The sequence below is a fragment of the Hymenobacter sp. genome, assembly GCF_036387835.1.
Classification (GTDB): Bacteria; Bacteroidota; Bacteroidia; order Cytophagales; family Hymenobacteraceae; genus Hymenobacter.
The window spans coordinates 1-16,976 of sequence record NZ_DASVSY010000102.1 but is presented as its reverse complement, the minus strand read 5'-3'; the positions used below and the strand labels follow the sequence as shown (position 1 = coordinate 16,976).

The 16,976-nt window shown below is 58.7% G+C and carries 9 protein-coding genes and 1 riboswitch; of the genes, 4 read left to right on the top strand and 5 right to left on the bottom strand.

The features are described from left to right. Positions 1–3 precede the first annotated feature (3 nt). From VF639_RS19490 to VF639_RS19480, 3 genes are all read left to right on the top strand, one after another. The gene (locus VF639_RS19490; RefSeq protein ID WP_331147613.1) at positions 4–1,674 is read left to right on the top strand and encodes an alpha-amylase family protein; all 1,671 of its coding nucleotides are present in this window, start codon (positions 4–6) and stop codon (positions 1,672–1,674) included. A 95-nt stretch (positions 1,675–1,769) separates the two neighbouring features. After that, positions 1,770–3,320, top strand: coding sequence for a glycoside hydrolase family 28 protein (locus VF639_RS19485; protein ID WP_331147612.1), 1,551 nt, complete (start codon positions 1,770–1,772; stop codon positions 3,318–3,320). 104 nt (positions 3,321–3,424) lie between these two features. Next, complete coding sequence (locus VF639_RS19480) at positions 3,425–4,468, top strand: glycoside hydrolase family 5 protein (RefSeq protein WP_331147611.1); 1,044 nt, start codon at positions 3,425–3,427, stop codon at positions 4,466–4,468. Positions 4,469–4,655: 187 nt separating this feature from the next. Here the strand turns inward: VF639_RS19480 and VF639_RS19475 are convergent, their stop codons facing one another. The 5 genes from VF639_RS19475 to VF639_RS19455 form a co-directional block, all read right to left on the bottom strand. Then, positions 4,656–7,352, bottom strand: a complete 2,697-nt coding sequence (locus VF639_RS19475; protein WP_331147610.1) for a M14 family zinc carboxypeptidase — start codon at positions 7,350–7,352, stop codon at positions 4,656–4,658. A gap of 329 nt (positions 7,353–7,681) precedes the next feature. Further along, positions 7,682–9,037, bottom strand: coding sequence for a RagB/SusD family nutrient uptake outer membrane protein (locus VF639_RS19470; RefSeq protein ID WP_331147609.1), 1,356 nt, complete (start codon positions 9,035–9,037; stop codon positions 7,682–7,684). A gap of 13 nt (positions 9,038–9,050) precedes the next feature. Next, positions 9,051–12,077, bottom strand: coding sequence for a SusC/RagA family TonB-linked outer membrane protein (locus VF639_RS19465; RefSeq protein WP_331147608.1), 3,027 nt, complete (start codon positions 12,075–12,077; stop codon positions 9,051–9,053). Between the two features lie 460 nt (positions 12,078–12,537). After that, positions 12,538–12,629: riboswitch (SAM riboswitch) on the bottom strand. A 631-nt stretch (positions 12,630–13,260) separates the two neighbouring features. Beyond that, complete coding sequence (locus VF639_RS19460; protein WP_331147607.1) at positions 13,261–14,277, bottom strand: alkaline phosphatase D family protein; 1,017 nt, start codon at positions 14,275–14,277, stop codon at positions 13,261–13,263. Between the two features lie 191 nt (positions 14,278–14,468). Beyond that, on the bottom strand, positions 14,469–15,215 hold the full coding sequence (locus tag VF639_RS19455; RefSeq protein WP_331147606.1) for a superoxide dismutase: 747 nt from the start codon (positions 15,213–15,215) through the stop codon (positions 14,469–14,471). Between the two features lie 318 nt (positions 15,216–15,533). Between VF639_RS19455 and VF639_RS19450 the strand changes: the two genes are divergently transcribed. Then, entirely contained in the window at positions 15,534–16,922 is a 1,389-nt protein-coding gene (locus VF639_RS19450; protein ID WP_331147605.1) for a carboxypeptidase-like regulatory domain-containing protein, read from the top strand. Positions 16,923–16,976: the final 54 nt, after the last annotated feature.

Here is a 16,976-nt window from a genome sequence, read left to right as displayed (position 1 = left end):
TATATGAACAGAAGAAACTTCTTGCACATGACGGGCCTCTCCTTGAGCAGCCTGCTGGTTTGGTCTGTCGATAGTGTGGGGGCGCCTCGCAAGCCTTCCGTAGCCTTGCCCGATACCGTGATGGTGCAGCTTGGTGACGGACTGCACCAACTATCTAGCACCGACAAGAAAACCTGGACTTACCAGGACGTAACAGTGCGCCTGACTTACAACCAGCAGAACGAGCTGCAAGTGGCGGTGCAGGCACCCAAGCAGGCACTAAGCGCAGTGCAACTGCGGTGGCGCTATCAGCAGCCCGCCACTGCTACTGTGTGCGGCGACCATTGGGAGCGAACCTACGGCGACGTATCGTTTCAGGTACCCATGGCCGCGCGCAAGCTGCCCTGGTACTTTGTGTTGCACGATAAAGACACAACCACCTGTTTTGGGGTGAAAACCGGATGCGCCGCCTTTTGCTTTTGGCAAGTAGGCGGGGGAACCATGCAGCTCAACCTCGATACAAACAGCGGGGGAGTAGGCGTGCAGCTCGGCGACCGAACCCTGGCCGCGGCCACGCTCGTTACCACCCGCAACGAGGGCAAGGAAAATACGTTTGCCACGGCCCGCCGCTTTTGCCATCTCCTGTGCGACAAACCCCGCTTGGCCGCGCAGCCTGTATACGGCATCAACGATTGGTACTTTGCCTACGGCAGCAATTCCTCTGACCTGATTCTGAAGCACACCAGCCTATTGGCCGACCTGGCCCCGAGTGGTGACAACCGGCCGTTTTCGCTGATAGATGCGGGCTGGGCCGCGTATTCGCCTTTGCTGCCCAACGACTGCTGTTGGCAGGACGACTTCACCCGGCCCAACAGCAAGTTCAACGACATGAGTAGCCTAGCTGCTGACATCCGCCGGCTGGGTATGCGGCCCGGCCTCTGGACCCGGCCGCTCTGTGCCAACCACGCCGACAAAGCCACGCTGCTTCTGCCCTCGATTCCTGGCCGCAACGACCCCAAAAAGCCCGTGCTTGACCCCTCCATTCCAGAAAACCTGGCGCGGGTGCAGCAAACCATTCGCACGCAGGTGCAGTGGGGCTACGAGATGATCAAGCACGACTTCAGTACCTACGACATCCTGGGGCGCTGGGGCTTCGAGATGACGGATGCCATGACGGCGCCCGGCTGGCGCTTTCAGGACAACACTCGCACCACCGCCGAAATTATTCTGGGGCTATACCGCACCATTCGGGAAGCGGCAGGTTCGGCGTACCTCATTGGCTGCAACACCGTGAGCCACCTTTCGGCGGGCTTGTTTGAGCTGAACCGCATTGGCGACGACACCAGCGGCGAAGAGTGGGACCGGACCCGCAAGATGGGCGTAAACACGCTCGGCTTCCGCCTCACCCAGCACCAAACCTTCTATGCCGCCGACGGCGACTGTGTGGGCTTAACCAAGAAAGTGCCCTGGGAGCTAAACAAGCAGTGGATGCACCTGCTGGCCGAGAGTGGGTCGCCGCTCTTCCTGTCGGCTCAGCCCGATGCCGTGGGCGAAGTGCAGCGGCAGTTCATCCGGCAGTGCTTTGCCGCCGCGGCCAAACCCCAGCCCGTGGCCGAGCCCCTGGACTGGCTGACCAATCAATGGCCTACCCGCTGGCAGCTCAACGGCACCCCTACCACATTCAAGTGGACGTAAGGCGAAAAGCTCACGAACGTCGTGCCTACTATACTTTCGCAGTTTCCTCGCCAACCCGGTTGAATTCCTGTCTTCTCCACTGCCTTCTCCTTTCTATGCTCCGACTTGCCAGGCTGCTTACTGTGCTTCTGCTTTGTACTCTCTCAGGCCATGCCCAGACCGTAACGTACCTCGTTACCAAATACGGCGCCGTGGGCGACGGCAGGACCCTGAATACCAAATCTATTCAGCGGGCTATTGATGCTTGCAGCCGTGCGGGAGGCGGGCAGGTGCAGGTGCCGGCTGGTACCTTCATAACGGGCACGCTCCAGCTGAAAAGCAACGTGGATCTGCACCTGGAAAGTGGTGCCGTAGTCAAGGGAAGCCCCAATCTCAACGACTACGGCACCTACACGCTACCCCAGTACGGCCTCAACCATTACGGCGTGCTCTATACCGAGAAAGCGGAAAACGTAGCCATTACCGGGCTTGGTACCATCGACGGCAACGACCAGGTGTTTTTCGAGTGGGACAAAGCCAAGACGCTCGACACCGCTACCACCCGCTACACCCGCCAGAAAACCAACTACCGCAAAGTAGTTAGCGGTATCGGCGACGGCCCCGTGGTGCCCAAAGACCGGCCCCGGCAGATGGTGATTTTCGCGCAGTGCAAAAACGTGCAGGTACGCAACGTATCCATCCTGCATTCACCGTTCTGGACCATGCATTTCGCCGATTGCGACGCCGTGCTGGTGTCTGGTATTCGACTTTGGACCTCCATGCTGGCTCCCAATGCCGACGGTATCGATGTAACCAGCTCCAGCAACGTCACTATCACCGACTGCGACATCCGGGCCGGCGACGATGCCATTGCTATTGTGGGATATGACCATCACTTCGAGATGTCGGGGTTCAGCGGTCTGCGCCATGTATCGGAGAACATCACAGTTAGCAACTGCCACTTGCAGTCCTATTCCAGTGGCATCCGCATTGGCTTTCTCGACCAGAATACGGTGCGCAACGTGAACGTAAGCAACTGCAACATCACCAACTCCACCCGCGGCATCGGCATCTTTCTGCGCGACGAAGGCTCGCTGGAAAACCTGACGTTTACCAACATCAACATCGACACCAAGCTGCGCACCGGCGACTGGTGGGGCAACGGGGAGCCGATTCATATTTCAGCTATCCGGGGCAAGGAAAACGTGAAGCTCGGCCACATCAGGAACGTGCGCTTCGACAATATCAATTGCCGCGGCGAAAACGGCATTCTGGTGTACGGCACCGAAGAAAGCATGATTGAGGACTTGTCGTTCAACCACGTCACCTTCGATTTCGTGGACAGCCAGCTCAACAGCGTAGCCGGCGGCAATGTGGATTTGCGCGGCGTGCTAGGGGATAAAAACCAGCTTTTTGCCCGCGACATACCGGCCTTTTTGGGGCAGTACGTCAAGAGGCTATCCATCAGCGATTTCAAGCTGCAATGGGTGAATCCGAAGGCCGCCTTCCTGACCCATGGTATTGAAACCGACCACGTGAACGGCTTGCAGGTGCACAACTTCCAGGGTACGGGCGCGCCTACCAATGCCAAAGCTTCGGCGGTTCTGCTCAAGAATACAAGTAACGCAGTGGTCGATAGAAGCAAGAAGGATATCAAAAAGCTGTAACCCGCCTTGGTAGCTTGCTCCCGTGCTCTTTCCTCGGGTACTTCTGCTGCCTGGCGGCGACTTTCAGCTTAGCTTAAAAAGCACTCCAACCTCCATCAATTTCTATGACAAGCAAGAAAAAAACGATAGCACTTCTGTTTTGGGGAATATTCTGTCTGCCCGTAGCTTCTCGCAAACAAGCTGTAGCCGCTGAGTCGCCGACAGAAGCAGCGGCGCGGAAAAGCAAGCCAAGCAAAAGCAAAGAGAAATTTGTGAAGCGGCATGGGCAGCTGCGGGTGGAAGGCACGCAGCTAGTCGACAAAGACGGCAAGCCGGTGGTGCTGCGCGGCCTGAGTTTTGGCTGGCACAGCATGTGGCCCCGCTTCTACACCGAGGAAACCGTGGCGTGGCTGAAAGACGATTTCAACTGCAACGTGGTGCGGGCGGCGACGGGCGTGGAAGCCGGGGAGAAGAGCTACATGAAATTTCCGGATTTCTCGAAGGAAAGAATCCGGGCGGTAGTGGATGGGGCTATCAAATCCGACATCTATGTGATTATCGACTGGCACAGCCACAACATCAACCTCAACGAAGCCAAAGCTTTCTTCGCCGAAATGTCGAAGGCGTACGGCAACCAGCCCAACGTCATCTACGAGCTCTTCAACGAGCCCGATTATGAGAGCTGGCCTGAAGTGAAAGCGTATTCCGAAGAAGTGATTAAGGTTATCCGGCAAAACGACCCCGACAACGTGATTCTGGTAGGCTCGCCGCACTGGGACCAGGATGTGAACCTGCCGGCCGCCGACCCCATCAAAGGCCAGCAAAACCTGATGTACACCATGCACTTCTACGCGGCCACCCATAAGAAACAGCTGCGCGACCGAACCGAAGCGGCCCTGAAAAGCGGCCTGCCGATATTCGTTTCCGAGTCGGCCGGTATGGAAGCCACCGGCGATGGACCCCTGAACTACACGGCCTGGCAGGAGTACATCGACTGGATGGAAGCCAACAAGGTGAGCTGGATTACTTGGTCGATTTCCGACAAAGACGAAACCTGTTCTATCCTTAAAAAATCGGCGGCGTCTACTGGCAACTGGAAAGACGAAGACCTGAAAGAATCGGGGCTCAAAGTGCGGGAGTATCTGCGCAAGTACAACGTCGAGAAGTAGAAGCTGTTTAGGATTTCATCTTTAGGTCATGCTTCGACTTCGCCTCCGGCTGTGCTCAGCATGACCGTTTAAACGTGTTTTTATAAAATCCTAAACAACCTTGTAGCCTTGAAACACGAAAGCACCCCACCGGCTAGTTGCGGGTGGGGTGCTTTTGCGTTCAAGGCTACGCCAGGGTCAGTGAAGATCAGTTTTCTTCTTCCGCCGAAATAGCGGCCGGACCCTCGGGCAGATTCAGGAGCGGCCCGAGCAGCAGCGCGTTGGTGAATAGCCGGGACGTGCCGTGCCAGTAGTGGCGGAAATTGGGGTCGTCGGCGAAAAGCACCACCCGGCCCGTACCAACCTTGCTCACCACCACGGCGGCCGAATTGCGGATTTGCCGCAGGTTGTTTCTCGACACGTAGCCGCTAACCAACGGCGACGCCGTGTACTGCGCCACGGTGGCGTAAGGGTTGCGGCTCGGGCGCAAAAACGTGGTGCCGTTGCGGAACACGTAGAGCCGCCGGTTCGTGAGGCCGAAGCCAATGGGGTTGGTAATGTCGATATCGGCTGAGTAGATAGAACCGGCAATGGCGCGGGTGCCTTCCTGCTCCTGCTCCGCAAAATCGGCCCGCCGGGCAAGCGGGGTTTCCGCTTTGGGGGGGCGTGTGGCTTTCGGGGTGGGAGGAGCCGTTTCGGCCAGGGCCACGGCCAGGGCGGTGGTATCGGCCCAACCCGCGTTGGCGGGAATCAACAGTTTCTCTTTCACAATGCCTTGCTTGATAACCCACTCCGAGGCATTCTTCAGGGTGATGAGCGTGCCGCCCTCCTGCACCCACCGGCGCAGCTTATCTATTGCCGCTTTGTCGAGGCTGGTGTAGGACCCGCCCACGAGCACCAGAGCGGTGTAGCGGCCGAGCGGGGCGCGCCCAAAGTTGCTTAGCTCGATCCGGCTCAGGGGCAGCCCGAGCTGCTGATTGGCCGTGAACCAGGCTTCGCCCACTTCGGCCGCGTTGGTGCCCGTGCCCACCAGCAGGGCCGCTTTGGTTTCCGGCACGGTGCGGATGTTGTTGGAACCCAAATCGATGCCGCCTACGCTGAAGCCCGTGCCTACGCCTGTAAACGTAACCTGGTTTTGGCGGCTCACCCGGCTTACAATCTGGAACACGGAATCAACAGGAAGTTTTTGCGCCGCCACCGGCACGACCAGCGTCCCGTAGCCGAAATCAGTGGGGCTGTCGGCCGGGCCGGCGCGGAACGGCTTGAAGCTAACCTTGGCGGTCAGGCCGGCCCGTTGCAAGGCCGTCAGGGCCCGCGGGGCGTTGTACTCCGACCACGGCAGTAGGTAAGCGTAGCTGCTGGAGCCCCCGCGTATGGTGCCGTTCAGTGTTTTGGGGGCCGTGATGGGCGTGCCTTGTACCAGGCCGGTGCTCTTTTGCTTGGATACGGCCAGGCCGTAGGCGTGGGCCTGGCTCCAGCCGGTTACGTCGTAGAACACGCTGTCGTGGAAGGTGGTTAGCTCCTCGAACAAAGAGTGCACCACGCGGTATTGGGGCTGGCTGGTGGGCACCACGTAAGCCTTGCCTTTCTCGAACTGCTGCTTGTCGAGGGTTACCGTTTTGCCTAGCTCGTGCACTTCAATCTTGTGCTGAAGCAGCAAGGTCAGAAACTTGTTGGTCAGCGTCTGGTCCTGCGCATTGCCAAACACATAGGCTTGGGTAGGGAACTTGCGCCCTTCGGTAACGGCCGAGGTGAAAAAGTCGCGCTGATGGCGCAAGTACAGCTCCTTTTCTTCTACGGCGCCGCGCACGGTGGCCAAACCCGTGGCAACGTGGTTGCGAATCGTAAACGGAAAAGTGACCACGCCGTTGGTGCCTTCCTGTGCCAGACCGCGGGAGCTGCCTACCTCAAACGTGATACCCACGCCGCCCTGAAAATCAGGATAGGTAGAGCCGTAGATGGGCGAGAGGTTGTCGAACTGCTCTTTGGTCCAGTACAACGAGCCAAGGTTGTCGAGGGCTTTGGCGAAGTACTTGGCCAGATGCACGTTCAGTACCTCGTAGGTAGCCCGCGGAATCAGGTCGTTTTCGGTGCTGAACGGCTTGGAGGGCTCGAAGTAGTAGGTGCCGTTGGTGCCCATCTCGTGAAAGTCGATCATCACGTTGGGATACCACTCATGAAAAAACGCCATGCGGGCCCGGCTTTCGGGTTGGGTGAGAGCCAGCCAGTCGCGGTTTAGGTCGGTGTAGAAGTGGTTGGTGCGCCCGCCCGGCCAGGCCTCCGTGTGTTCCCGGTCGAGCGGGTCCGTCACGTTGGGCCACGACTTGTTTTGGTCGAACCAGTGCGAGGCCCGGTCGCGGCCGTCGGGGTTTTCCAGCGGGTCGATGGTGACCACGGCTTGCTCCAGCCACTGCTTGGTTTCGGGGCTGGTAGAAGCCGTGAGGTAGTAAGCCAGCAGCAAGGCCGCCTCCGACGAACTGCTTTCGTTGCCGTGCACCCCAAAGTTCAAACTCACCACCACCGGCAGCGCGCGGTAGTCGGGGGCGGCCAGCTTCGGGTCGACCAAGGCCCGCCGGGCTTGCTGCAAGCCCGCCAGGTTCTGCTGGTGCTGCGGCGCCGTAATGGTGGCCACCACCTGCGGCCGCTCCTCGAATGTGGTGCCTAGCACCCGCAAGCTCACCTTGTCGGATACCCGGTCCAGCTCGCGCAGGTACGCCACAATCTGGTCGGTGCGGGTGTAGTGGGAGCCGATGGGGTAGCCCAAAAACTGCTCGGGCGTGGGTACGGCTGGGTCGAAGGAACCCGTCTGGGCGGCGGGAAAGAAGTAGCTGTTCTGCGCAACGGCCGGGGCAGTGAAGGCAACCCCAAACGCCAGAAATGCGGTGGAAAAGTAGGTTTTCAACATGGAAATGGAAGGCAATAAGTTGGCGGCTTTCGTTTCGTGGTACTTCAACTTTCGCAGTATATCCGGAGGCCGCGTAATGCGTCGTGCAAGACTCGAAAGGCCTCTTCAGACAGTCATGCTGAGCAAGTGGCGCCTCAAGCCAGGGACCGGAGGCGAAGCATCTCGCGTGCTGACGTTGTCAAAGTATTGTCATGCTGAGCGAAGCGGAGCGTAGTCGAAGCATCTCGCTCGAATCGTTGCATCATTATTGAATATACCACACGAGCGAGATGCTTCGACTACGGCTAACGCCTTCGCTCAGCATGACTGTTACTATTGCAACGAGGTGGTTAGTAGCCCGGATTCTGCTCTAAGTCGGGGTCGGCCACGAGGTCGTTGAAAGGAATGGGAAACAGCCAGCGGCGCTGGTCCGTAACGCCGAGCACATCGTCGGCGCGGCCGGTGCGCACGAGGTCAAACCATCGGTCGGCTTCAAAAGCAAATTCCACCCGGCGCTCGTTCTCGATGGCCAATAGCAACTGTTCGGTGGTGGCGGCCGTGCTGGCTGGCACGCCGGCGCGGCTGCGCACTGCGTTCAAATCGGCCAGGGCTTCGGAGAGCTTGCCTTGCCGGGCGCGGGCTTCGGCCCGGATCAGGTATTGCTCGGCCAGCCGCAGCACGTAGCTTGGGTCGTCGCGCTGGGCCGAGCGGCTGTAGAGGTTGCCGTAGGTGACGCTGGCTCCGGCAATGGTGGTGGTAGCCAGCAAAGTAGAACGGCTGCCACCCACAGTGGGGTCGTTGAGGAGGGCAATGGCCGCCGGCACGGGCTGGAAATTGAACTGCCCACCCAACGCACTCGGAAACCAGTTGTTCCACATCGAGTTGGCATCGGAGTTACTAAAAGTCAGCTCGAAAATGGCTTCGTTGCTCAGGAAGGGCGCCGTGGAAATGGCGCGGTAGGGCGTAACCAGCCGGTAGTTGCTGCTGCCGATGAGCTGCGTGGCATAGGTTTCGGCGGCACTCCACTGCTGGCGGTAGAGGTGCAGGCGCGCCCGCAAAGCGCGGGCGCTGGCTTTCACGGCGCGGTTGCGGGTGGTGGCGTCGGGCAGCAGGGTTTCGGCCTGGGTCAGGTCGGCCAGCACTTGGTCGTAGGTGGCTGCCAGGGTGCTGCGGCGCAGGCCCCGCCCGTTTTCCTTGGTGCGGGTGGGCGTGAGCACCAGCGGTACCCCGCCCCAGCCTCGGCCGAGGTCGAAGTACACCAGGGCCCGCAGGAAATAAGCTTCCCCGAGCAGCTGGTCTTTCTCGGTGGCCGGCAGCAGCGGGTCCGTTAGCTCAGGCAGGGCCGCAATTACGTTGTTGGCCCCGTTCACGGCCTGGTACATCTGCGTCCAGGCCTCGGTGACGAGCACGTTGTCGGCGCTCAGCTGGTTTTGGTCGATTTGCAGAAACTGGTTGAGCGTGCCGTTGAAGCGCACATTCTCGCCGGGCAAAAAGCCCAGCACCGGCCAGTTGAGTTGGTAATACGTCTGCACCCGGTCATAAACGCCAATGGTAGCCGAGCGGGCGCTGCCCGCATCGGTAATGGCGCGGTTGTCGGGCAGCTGCTGCACCGGCGTGGGTTCCAGCAAATCGTTGCAGGCCGAAATACTCAGAGCAGAAGCGCCTAGCACCACCGCGAAAAACAAGTGATAGATGGAGGATTTCATTTCAAGGAAAAGCTTAGAGTCCGACCGTTACACCCACCTGAAAAGTGCGGGGCTGGGGCACGGTGGCCCAGTCGATGTTTTTGCTGTTTTGCACGCCGCTCTGCGAATTGATTTCCGGGTCGAGGCCCGAGTAGGGCGTGATGGTGAAGAGGTTGGCGGCCTGCACGTACACCCGCAGCGAGTTCAGGCGCACCCGCGCCACGGTTTCCTTGGGCACGGTGTAACCCAGCGTCAGGGTGCGCAAGCGTAGAAACGAGCCGTCTTCCAGGTATCGGTCACTCAGGTTCTGCACCACGCCGCCGTAGTTGTTGCTGCTGGCGTTGGTGGTCAGGCGCGGAATGTCGGTTTGGTCGCCGGGCTGCTGCCAACGGTCGAGCTGTTCGCGCAGGTAGCCGATGTTGCTTTGCGTGCCGCCGTGCACCAGAAAGAAGCGGTTCATGTTCATGATTTTCGCGCCCTGCTCGAAATTCAGCAGAAACCCAAAGTCGAAGCCCTTGTAGCTCACCGAGTTGGTAACGCCCCCGAAGTAGTTGGGCCAGGCGTTGCCCACCAGCTGGCGGTCGGCCACCGACAGCTGCCCGTCGCCATTCACGTCTTCGTACTCCGCGTCGCCGGTTTCCGAGTTCACGCCCGTTTGGTGGTAAAGCCAGAACGAGTAGAGCGGAGCGCCTTCTTCGAGCCGGAAAATATCGCGCGAGCCCGCCGTGATGGGCGCGGCCAGCTTCTCGATCTTGTTCACGTTGCGGGCCACGTTGAAGGTGGTGCTCCACTGCACCGCGCCCTTGGGCAGCCAGTTGGCGGTCAGCTGCACCTCAACTCCTTTGTTGCGTACGGCCCCGTAGTTTTCCACTATCGAGGCAAAGCCTGTTTTGCGCGCCACCGGCACGTTCAGCAGCAAACCCGACGTGTACTTGTCGTAGTAGTTCAGCTCTAGCTGCAGGCGGTTTTGCAGCACGGCCGCATCCAGACCCACATTCCACTGCCGGGTGCTTTCCCAGCTCAGGTTCGGGTTGGCCAGCTGCAGCGGCGCGGTGCCCGGCAGGTCGAGGTAGTTGGCCCCACCCTGCACCAAGCCCAAGGCTGCAAAGTCGCTGATACCGGCCTGGTTGCCGGTTTTGCCCACGCTGGCGCGCAGCTTCAGCTCCTGAAACACGTCCAGGTTCTTGATGAAATTCTCTTCGCCCAAACGCCAGCCTACCCCCACGGCCGGAAAGTAGCCCCAGCGCTTGTCGCGCCCGAACCGCGACGAAGCATCGGCCCGCACGCTCACGTCGGCGGTGTAGCGCTGCTTGAAACTGTAAGTAGCCTTGCCGAAAAACGACAGCAACCCGGCCTCCGAACGGGAAGACGAGCCCGTTTGGGTGGCCGCCGAGGCAATGCTGGTGAGGTCGTTGCTGGGGAACTGCTGGCCGGCCAGGCTCGTGCGCTGGAAGGTGTTTTTCTGCACCGTATTACCCACCAAAGCCTGCAACGAGTGGTTTTCGCCGAAATCGGCGCTGTAGTTCAGGGTTTGCTCGTTGAGCAGCGTAATGTCGCGGGAGAGGAAGGAAGTAGCCGTGCCGCGGGGCTGGCCGGCTAGAATGAGCGTGTTGTTGAAGTTGTTTTCGTACATGTCGTTGAAGTCGATGCTCCAACTGCTGCGCAAGGTCAGGTTCTTTTGAAACCGGTACTCGCCGTACACATTCGAGATGCCGCGGGTGCCTACCGCGTCGTTGTTGAGGTTGTCGATCAGAGCCTGGTGGTTGTCGAACGAGCCGTACTTGGCGTAGGTGCCATCGGGGTTGTAGACCGGTAGGTTGGTGCGCGGATACAGAGCCGAGTTGATCACGCCCACCGGGTTGTTGTCGTTGCTGCTCACGTTGCGGTGGGTGCGGCTCAGGGCCGTGCTCGTGCCAATGCGCAGCTTGTCCGTTACGGAGTTGTCGAGGTTGACGCGCAAGCTGAACCGCTCGAAATCGGTGGGCCGGGCAATGGATTCCTGCTTGAAATAGCCGGCCCCGATGTAGAACTGCGTTTTCTCGGAGCCCCCGGCGGCCGACAGCTCGTAGCTCTGCGTTTGGGCCGTGCGAAACACATCGGAGAGCCGGTCGTAGGTTTGCTGCTCTTCCGGCAGGCCGCGCCCACCAGATGCTACCGAGCGGTACGGTAGCAGCGTGGGGTTGCCGCCGTCGTTGAGAAACCGCTCGTTTTCCAGCGCGGCCAGCTCCGGCCCGGTCACCAGCTCGAACTTTTTCGGCGCCTTGGAAAGAGCCTGATAGGTGTTGAAGGTGATGCGCGTTTTGTCGCCGGCCTTGCCGCGCTTGGTGGTAATGAGCACCACGCCGTTGGCCCCGCGGGAGCCGTAAATGGCCGTGGCGTTGGCATCCTTCAGAATCTCGATGCTCTCAATGTCCTGCGGGTTCAGGTCGGCCAGGGGGTTGGAGGCCACTTGGTTGCCGAGGCCGGTGGCAATCAGGTTGGTGTTGTTGATGAACACGCCGTCCACCACGTACAACGGGTCGTTGCTGGCATTCACGGAGTTGCTACCCCGGATGCGAATGAAAATGCCCCCACCCGGTACGCCCGAGTTGGCCGACACCTGCACCCCCGGCGCCTTGCCCTGCAAGAGCTGGTCGGGGCTGGCGGCCGGAATGTTGTTCAGCTCGTCGCCCTTCACCGAGCTGATGGCGCTGGTCAGGGTTTTGCGGTTTTGCTCACTGTAGCCCGTTACCACCACCTCGGAAAGCTCCTTCACGTCGGCCTTCAGCGCCACCCGGACTGGCCCGCTGCCGACGTTCACGGTTTGGGTTTGATACCCTACCGCGCTTATTACCAGCGTGGTGCGGCCCGCCGGCAGCGCCAGCGAAAATTGCCCATTGGCATCGGTAGAAGCCCCGACGGTGGTGCCTTGTACCACTACGGTCACGCCGGGTAGGGCGCTGCGGTCGGCCGCGTCGGTGATGGTGCCGGTGAGGGGCTGCGTGGGCACCATTTGAGAAAAGCCCGTGTGGGCCAGGCCCACTACGGCGGCAGGCACCGCCAGAAGGGTAAAAGATTTCATAAAGGGCAGGAAAGAAGTAGGCGCGAAGAGGCCGCGCAACTAGGTTTTCAAGCAGCCGCAGCTGCCAAACGAATTGATGGTAATAATGGGCGCAAACCAGGGTGTGCTTAGCGCGCTGGCCTGTGCACAGCCAGGCGCTCCGGCCGTCAAAAGCGGCAGCACCGACACGCAGGTTCAGCAAATAGATTGGCGGGCGGCTACGGGCCCAAACCGTCTGGCACGGTGGCGCGTAGCCAGGAAGACGGCGGGGCGCCTTCCTAAAGGGTAGCCAACGGGCGCGCTAAGCCAGTTAACTACGAGAGCAAGCAAAAGGGCAAAAAAGGAAATACCTAATCCTTAGCAGCTCAGATCCGTCAGGGGCATACAGACGGAGCAGGTCATGCTACAACACGCATGCTGCAAAGCAGCAAACTGGCGGTGGGTAGTGACGGAGCTGGTGAAGGATTTCACGGCGTTGTTGCTTTTATATGGGCAGGACTTGGCACCGTTCGGGATTCTCCCGAGGTTGCCGGCGTTTCATAGAGCCTGTCTCTCCACGCCTCTGTATAAAAACAATCCTTTGTCGTAAAGAATTGATGCTACAAATGTACTGGTGCGTTTCTTAGAAAACCAAATTTATTGTTGGCCGCCACGGTCTATAGTTGCTGACTAGCTCTTCCTTAATCCGCCCCAAAAGCGCTTTATATCCCTTCCAAACGCGTATTTCGTGCTATGCAGAACTGCGCAAATCTTTCCAAACATTTACTGAAATGAAGCCGTTGCGGTAGTTGCCAAGTGCCTTAGTAACTGCATTTGACTTAGAGCCTATCCGCATAGGCCAAGTGTTTGTCATTCCGACGCAGGAGGAATCTGAGTAGGCTTTTCTGACGGTTTCAGCCAGATTCCTCTCGCCGCTTGATACGCGGAATGTCGAATGACAAGAACTGTCCGGACACTCTATAACGTCATGCTGAGCGCAGTGCAACGAAGCCGAAGCATGACGTTATAGAGTGTCCGGACGCCTAATTGACGGTAGTCAAGCTTTCTGACCTCACGAAGAACCTCAAGAACAGCCCACTGCTAAAGAATCTTTCGTTCTTAAATTCATCTAAAATAGCAGAGGCCAGCAGCTTAGCTGGCCTCTGTTGTAATTAAGCTGAGATGCTTGAGCAATGTCTTAGCGTAACGTTCTTGAGCTTGCGTGCTAGGGCTTTACCTCGATTTCCTCGGCGTAAATCACCTTGCCATCTTCGCCTTTCAACGCGGCCGTTACCAGCAGCTTCTTGCCTTGCTCACGGAAGCGGAACAAACCGTAATGCTTCTGGTTGACCAGCGGCCCAACCCGCAGGGCGTTGGGCTCTCCGGTGTTTTGGGAAGCCGGGTGGGTCAGGCCGCTGGAAGTAACCTCGTACACCGGGTACGCCACGCCGGGCACCGTCAGCTTCGATATTTCGCCGATGTGCCGGTCGCCGCTGATCAGGAGTACCCCCTTGGCGTGAGAGCTGGCGAGCAGGGTGAGCAGACGCTGCCGGGCTGCCGGGAAGTTGGCCCACTTCTCAAATCGGTGCTGCTGCGGCAAAAACTGAATACCTGAAGCAATAATGTGCGCATCGGCGGGGCTGTTGGTGAGCTGCTGCTGGAGCCACTGCCACTGCGCCTCGCCTAGCAGGTCGCCGGTGAGGTTGGGCTGATAAACCTGCTGCGGGTCGCGGTAAAGAGAATCCTGGAAATACCGGTCGTCGAGCAAGATCACCTTCACCTTTTTCTGGCCTACTGTGTAGTTGTAGGAGGTGTAGATTCCTTCCTGCTGGCGGCGGGTAGTGTTGGCGGGCTCTTGCAGAAAGTCGAGGGCGACCTGCTGGCTTTGCTTTTTGAAGGGGTAGGTTTTGTTGCCGTCGTTGCGGCCGTAATCGTGGTCGTCCCAAGTGCCGATGATGGCGGGTACCTGCGCCCGAAACTGGCGGTAACCCGGCAGGTTGTACTGCGTGTCGTACTTCTGCTTGAGCACGGCCATGTCGTCGGTGTCGCCGTAGATGTTGTCGCCGAGCCAGATCCAGACGTCGGGCTTGTCTTTGGCAATAACGGGCCACAGCGGCTGCGGCAAATCGATGCGGTTGCAAGAGCCGAAAGCTACCGTTAACTCCTTTTTGCTTTGCGCCTGCGCGGCAAGGCCGTTTAGTAGTAAACCACTCGATAGGAGGAATAGCAGATATTTATTCATGCTACAAAGATGGGTTGCTGCCGCTTGCCGGTGAAATAGGACACCCGAATAAAGTGTTGAACCTAAAAACCTGAGTTCTGCGCTTAGCTAGGTGCCGCCCCCAAGACAAACGAAAAGAGCGGCCAGATCATCTGGCCGCTCTTTTCGTTTGGTTTTCTTGTCATAACCAAGGCCAGACAAGCGCAGGACTTTTAGCCTTTCTTGACAGCTTCGAAGCGGCGGTTTGCTTCGGGCCAGTTCACTGCGTTCCAGAAAGCAGCTACGTATTCGGGGCGCTTGTTCTGGTACTTCAGGTAGTAGGCGTGCTCCCACACGTCGAGGCCCAATACGGGCGTGCCGTGCTGGATGCCGGCTACGTCCATCAGCGGGTTGTCCTGGTTTTGAGTCGAGGAAATAAAGAGTTTGCCGGTGTTGTCGGCGCTCAGCCAGGCCCAACCCGAGCCGAAGCGGGTGGTGGCTGCCGTGGCAAATTGCTCCTTGAACTTATCGAACGAGCCGAAGCTGGTGTTGATGGCCGTGGCCAGCGTGCCAGTAGGCTGCCCGCCACCCTTGGCCGAGAGCAGTTGCCAGAACATCGAGTGGTTGAAGTGGCCACCAGCGTTGTTGCGCACCGCATCGGGCTGCTTGCTGGCCGATGCCAGCAGCTCGGCCAACGACATTTTTTCCTGCGGCTTGCCGGCTACGGCCTCATTCAGCTTGGAAACGTAGGTTTTGTGGTGAGCATCGTGGTGAATTTCCATGGTGCGCGCATCGATGTGTGGCTCTAAGGCATTGAAGGCGTACGGCAGGGCCGGTAGCGTGAACGGGCCATCGGCAATAGGAGTAGCACGGGCTTCGCGGAGCAGCTTTTCGTCGTGGGCGCGGGCTAGTAGAGCAGGGCTCACCAAGGCGCCAACCATGGTCATAAAACCGTTTTTCAAAAAATCTCGCTTCAGCATGACGTGAAAAATAGGAGTGAGGAAAGGAAAAGTAGTGTTTACAAGACCAAGATAGGGCCCGGTGAGTTTACGCAGATGAAGAAAAACGTATCGTACTCAACAGTTACTGTTGCGCAATTAACAGTAACAGGCTGACCTGCCGGTGGCATAACCAGCCGTGGTGCTACGTGCCGCTACCTAGAATTCGTAGGGAGTCTATGTACACCGGCCTGTCATTCCGACATTCCTATGTGGATAGGCGCGTAGTATGTTGTTCGCTTTATCGGTATCGTATTTGTACTGCGGAGAGAAGTCTTCACTTTTTCCGTTCCGGAAACCGTGCCTGAATCTACCTTTGTGGTATCGATATATGGTTTGGGCTACCAAATCCGTTTTACGACTTTCCTCTCTAGTATTCATTTAATCAGCTTCGCCTTGCTCTCGTCTGTTCTTTCTAGGTTCCGTTGGTCGTCGTTGCGCTTGCTGCTGACGAGCGGATTTTTTCTGGTGGCTTTTCTTGGCCTGAATCCGGCTGCCGTGGCGCAGTACACGGTGCGGGGCACTATTACCGATAAAGACACCAAGGAGGTGCTGCCCTTCGTGAGCATCTCGGTGGCCGGCACCACCAACGGCACCGCCAGCAACGCCAACGGCGAGTTCACGCTGGTGCTCAAGGATGTGCCGCGCACCCTTATTTTCTCGGAGCTAGGCCACTTGCGCGACACCGTGCGCGTCACGCAGGCCAACTATACCACACCGTTGCAAGTGGCCCTGGCACCGGCTTCGGTGGCGCTGCCCGAAGTGAAAGTGAACAGCTACCCCTTCCAGCTAGTGGAAAAAGCCTTCCGGCAGCTGCAAAGCAATTACTCCAAGAAGTTCTACGGCAAAGCCTACTACCGCCAGCTTACGCGCATCAGCAACGAGCCCACCGAGCTACAGGAAGTGGTGTGGAACGTGAAATCCAACCCGGCCCGCATTGAGGGGACCACCGTTGCGCAGGGGCGCTACGCCGCCAAACAAGCGGCCACGGCCTTCAGCAACTTCTCTATCTACACCCGCCGCTACGGCCTCTACGACGCCGGCATGGACAGCACCAAGTCGTTGGCGCTGCTCAGCCCCAACACCGTGAAGAACTACTTGCTGGAGCTGAAAGGCCTGCTCGACCAAGACAGCAGCACCATTGCGGAAATAAGCTTCGAAACCCGGCCCGAAATCAAGTACCAGTCTTCCGGCACCATCTGGATTGATATCGAAACCAACAAGATCGTGCGCTACAAGATGATGCAGCCGAGCTTCACCGCCACGTCGAGCAACCCCAACCAGAAATTCAAGAACCCCAAGCTGTCGGTCGATATGGTGTTTCAGCCCGGAGATGCCCCTGTCTCCCCCCTCGACCACATGCAGGTGGACTTAACGGCTGATCTGGAAACCGGCACCAAAACCGGCACCGTGCCCCTGAGTGTCACTTCCTTCACCTACTTCTACGACACCTCGACCAAGCCCACCAACCTTCCCTACGCCCGCGCCAGCCTCGACGACCGGGACCTGGAAATCATCAAGGCCACTAAGTACGACCCCGAGTTCTGGGCCAACAACCCCGTCGTTCAGCGTACCCCCGTCGAGGACGAAGTGGTAGCTTCTTTCGAGAAGAAAGGTGCCTTTGGTACGATGGTCAAAAAGGCCGCCCCCAAAGCTGACGTCCGCATCCGAGACGGTAAGATTGAATAACTGGCAGTAGGTGCGAAACCCACCTCAAAGTCCGTCGGCCATGGCGCGGGGAGC

Bases quoted from the DNA above. Each gene is read 5' to 3' on its own strand.
- VF639_RS19485 (WP_331147612.1), top strand. From the start codon at position 1,770: ATGCTCCGACTTGCCAGGCTGCTTACTGTGCTTCTGCTTTGTACTCTC.
- VF639_RS19470 (WP_331147609.1), bottom strand. From the start codon at position 9,037: ATGAAATCCTCCATCTATCACTTGTTTTTCGCGGTGGTGCTAGGCGCT.
- VF639_RS19460 (WP_331147607.1), bottom strand. From the start codon at position 14,277: ATGAATAAATATCTGCTATTCCTCCTATCGAGTGGTTTACTACTAAAC.
- VF639_RS19490 (WP_331147613.1), top strand. From the start codon at position 4: ATGAACAGAAGAAACTTCTTGCACATGACGGGCCTCTCCTTGAGCAGC.
- VF639_RS19455 (WP_331147606.1), bottom strand. From the start codon at position 15,215: ATGCTGAAGCGAGATTTTTTGAAAAACGGTTTTATGACCATGGTTGGC.
- VF639_RS19475 (WP_331147610.1), bottom strand. From the start codon at position 7,352: ATGTTGAAAACCTACTTTTCCACCGCATTTCTGGCGTTTGGGGTTGCC.
- VF639_RS19480 (WP_331147611.1), top strand. From the start codon at position 3,425: ATGACAAGCAAGAAAAAAACGATAGCACTTCTGTTTTGGGGAATATTC.
- VF639_RS19465 (WP_331147608.1), bottom strand. From the start codon at position 12,077: ATGAAATCTTTTACCCTTCTGGCGGTGCCTGCCGCCGTAGTGGGCCTG.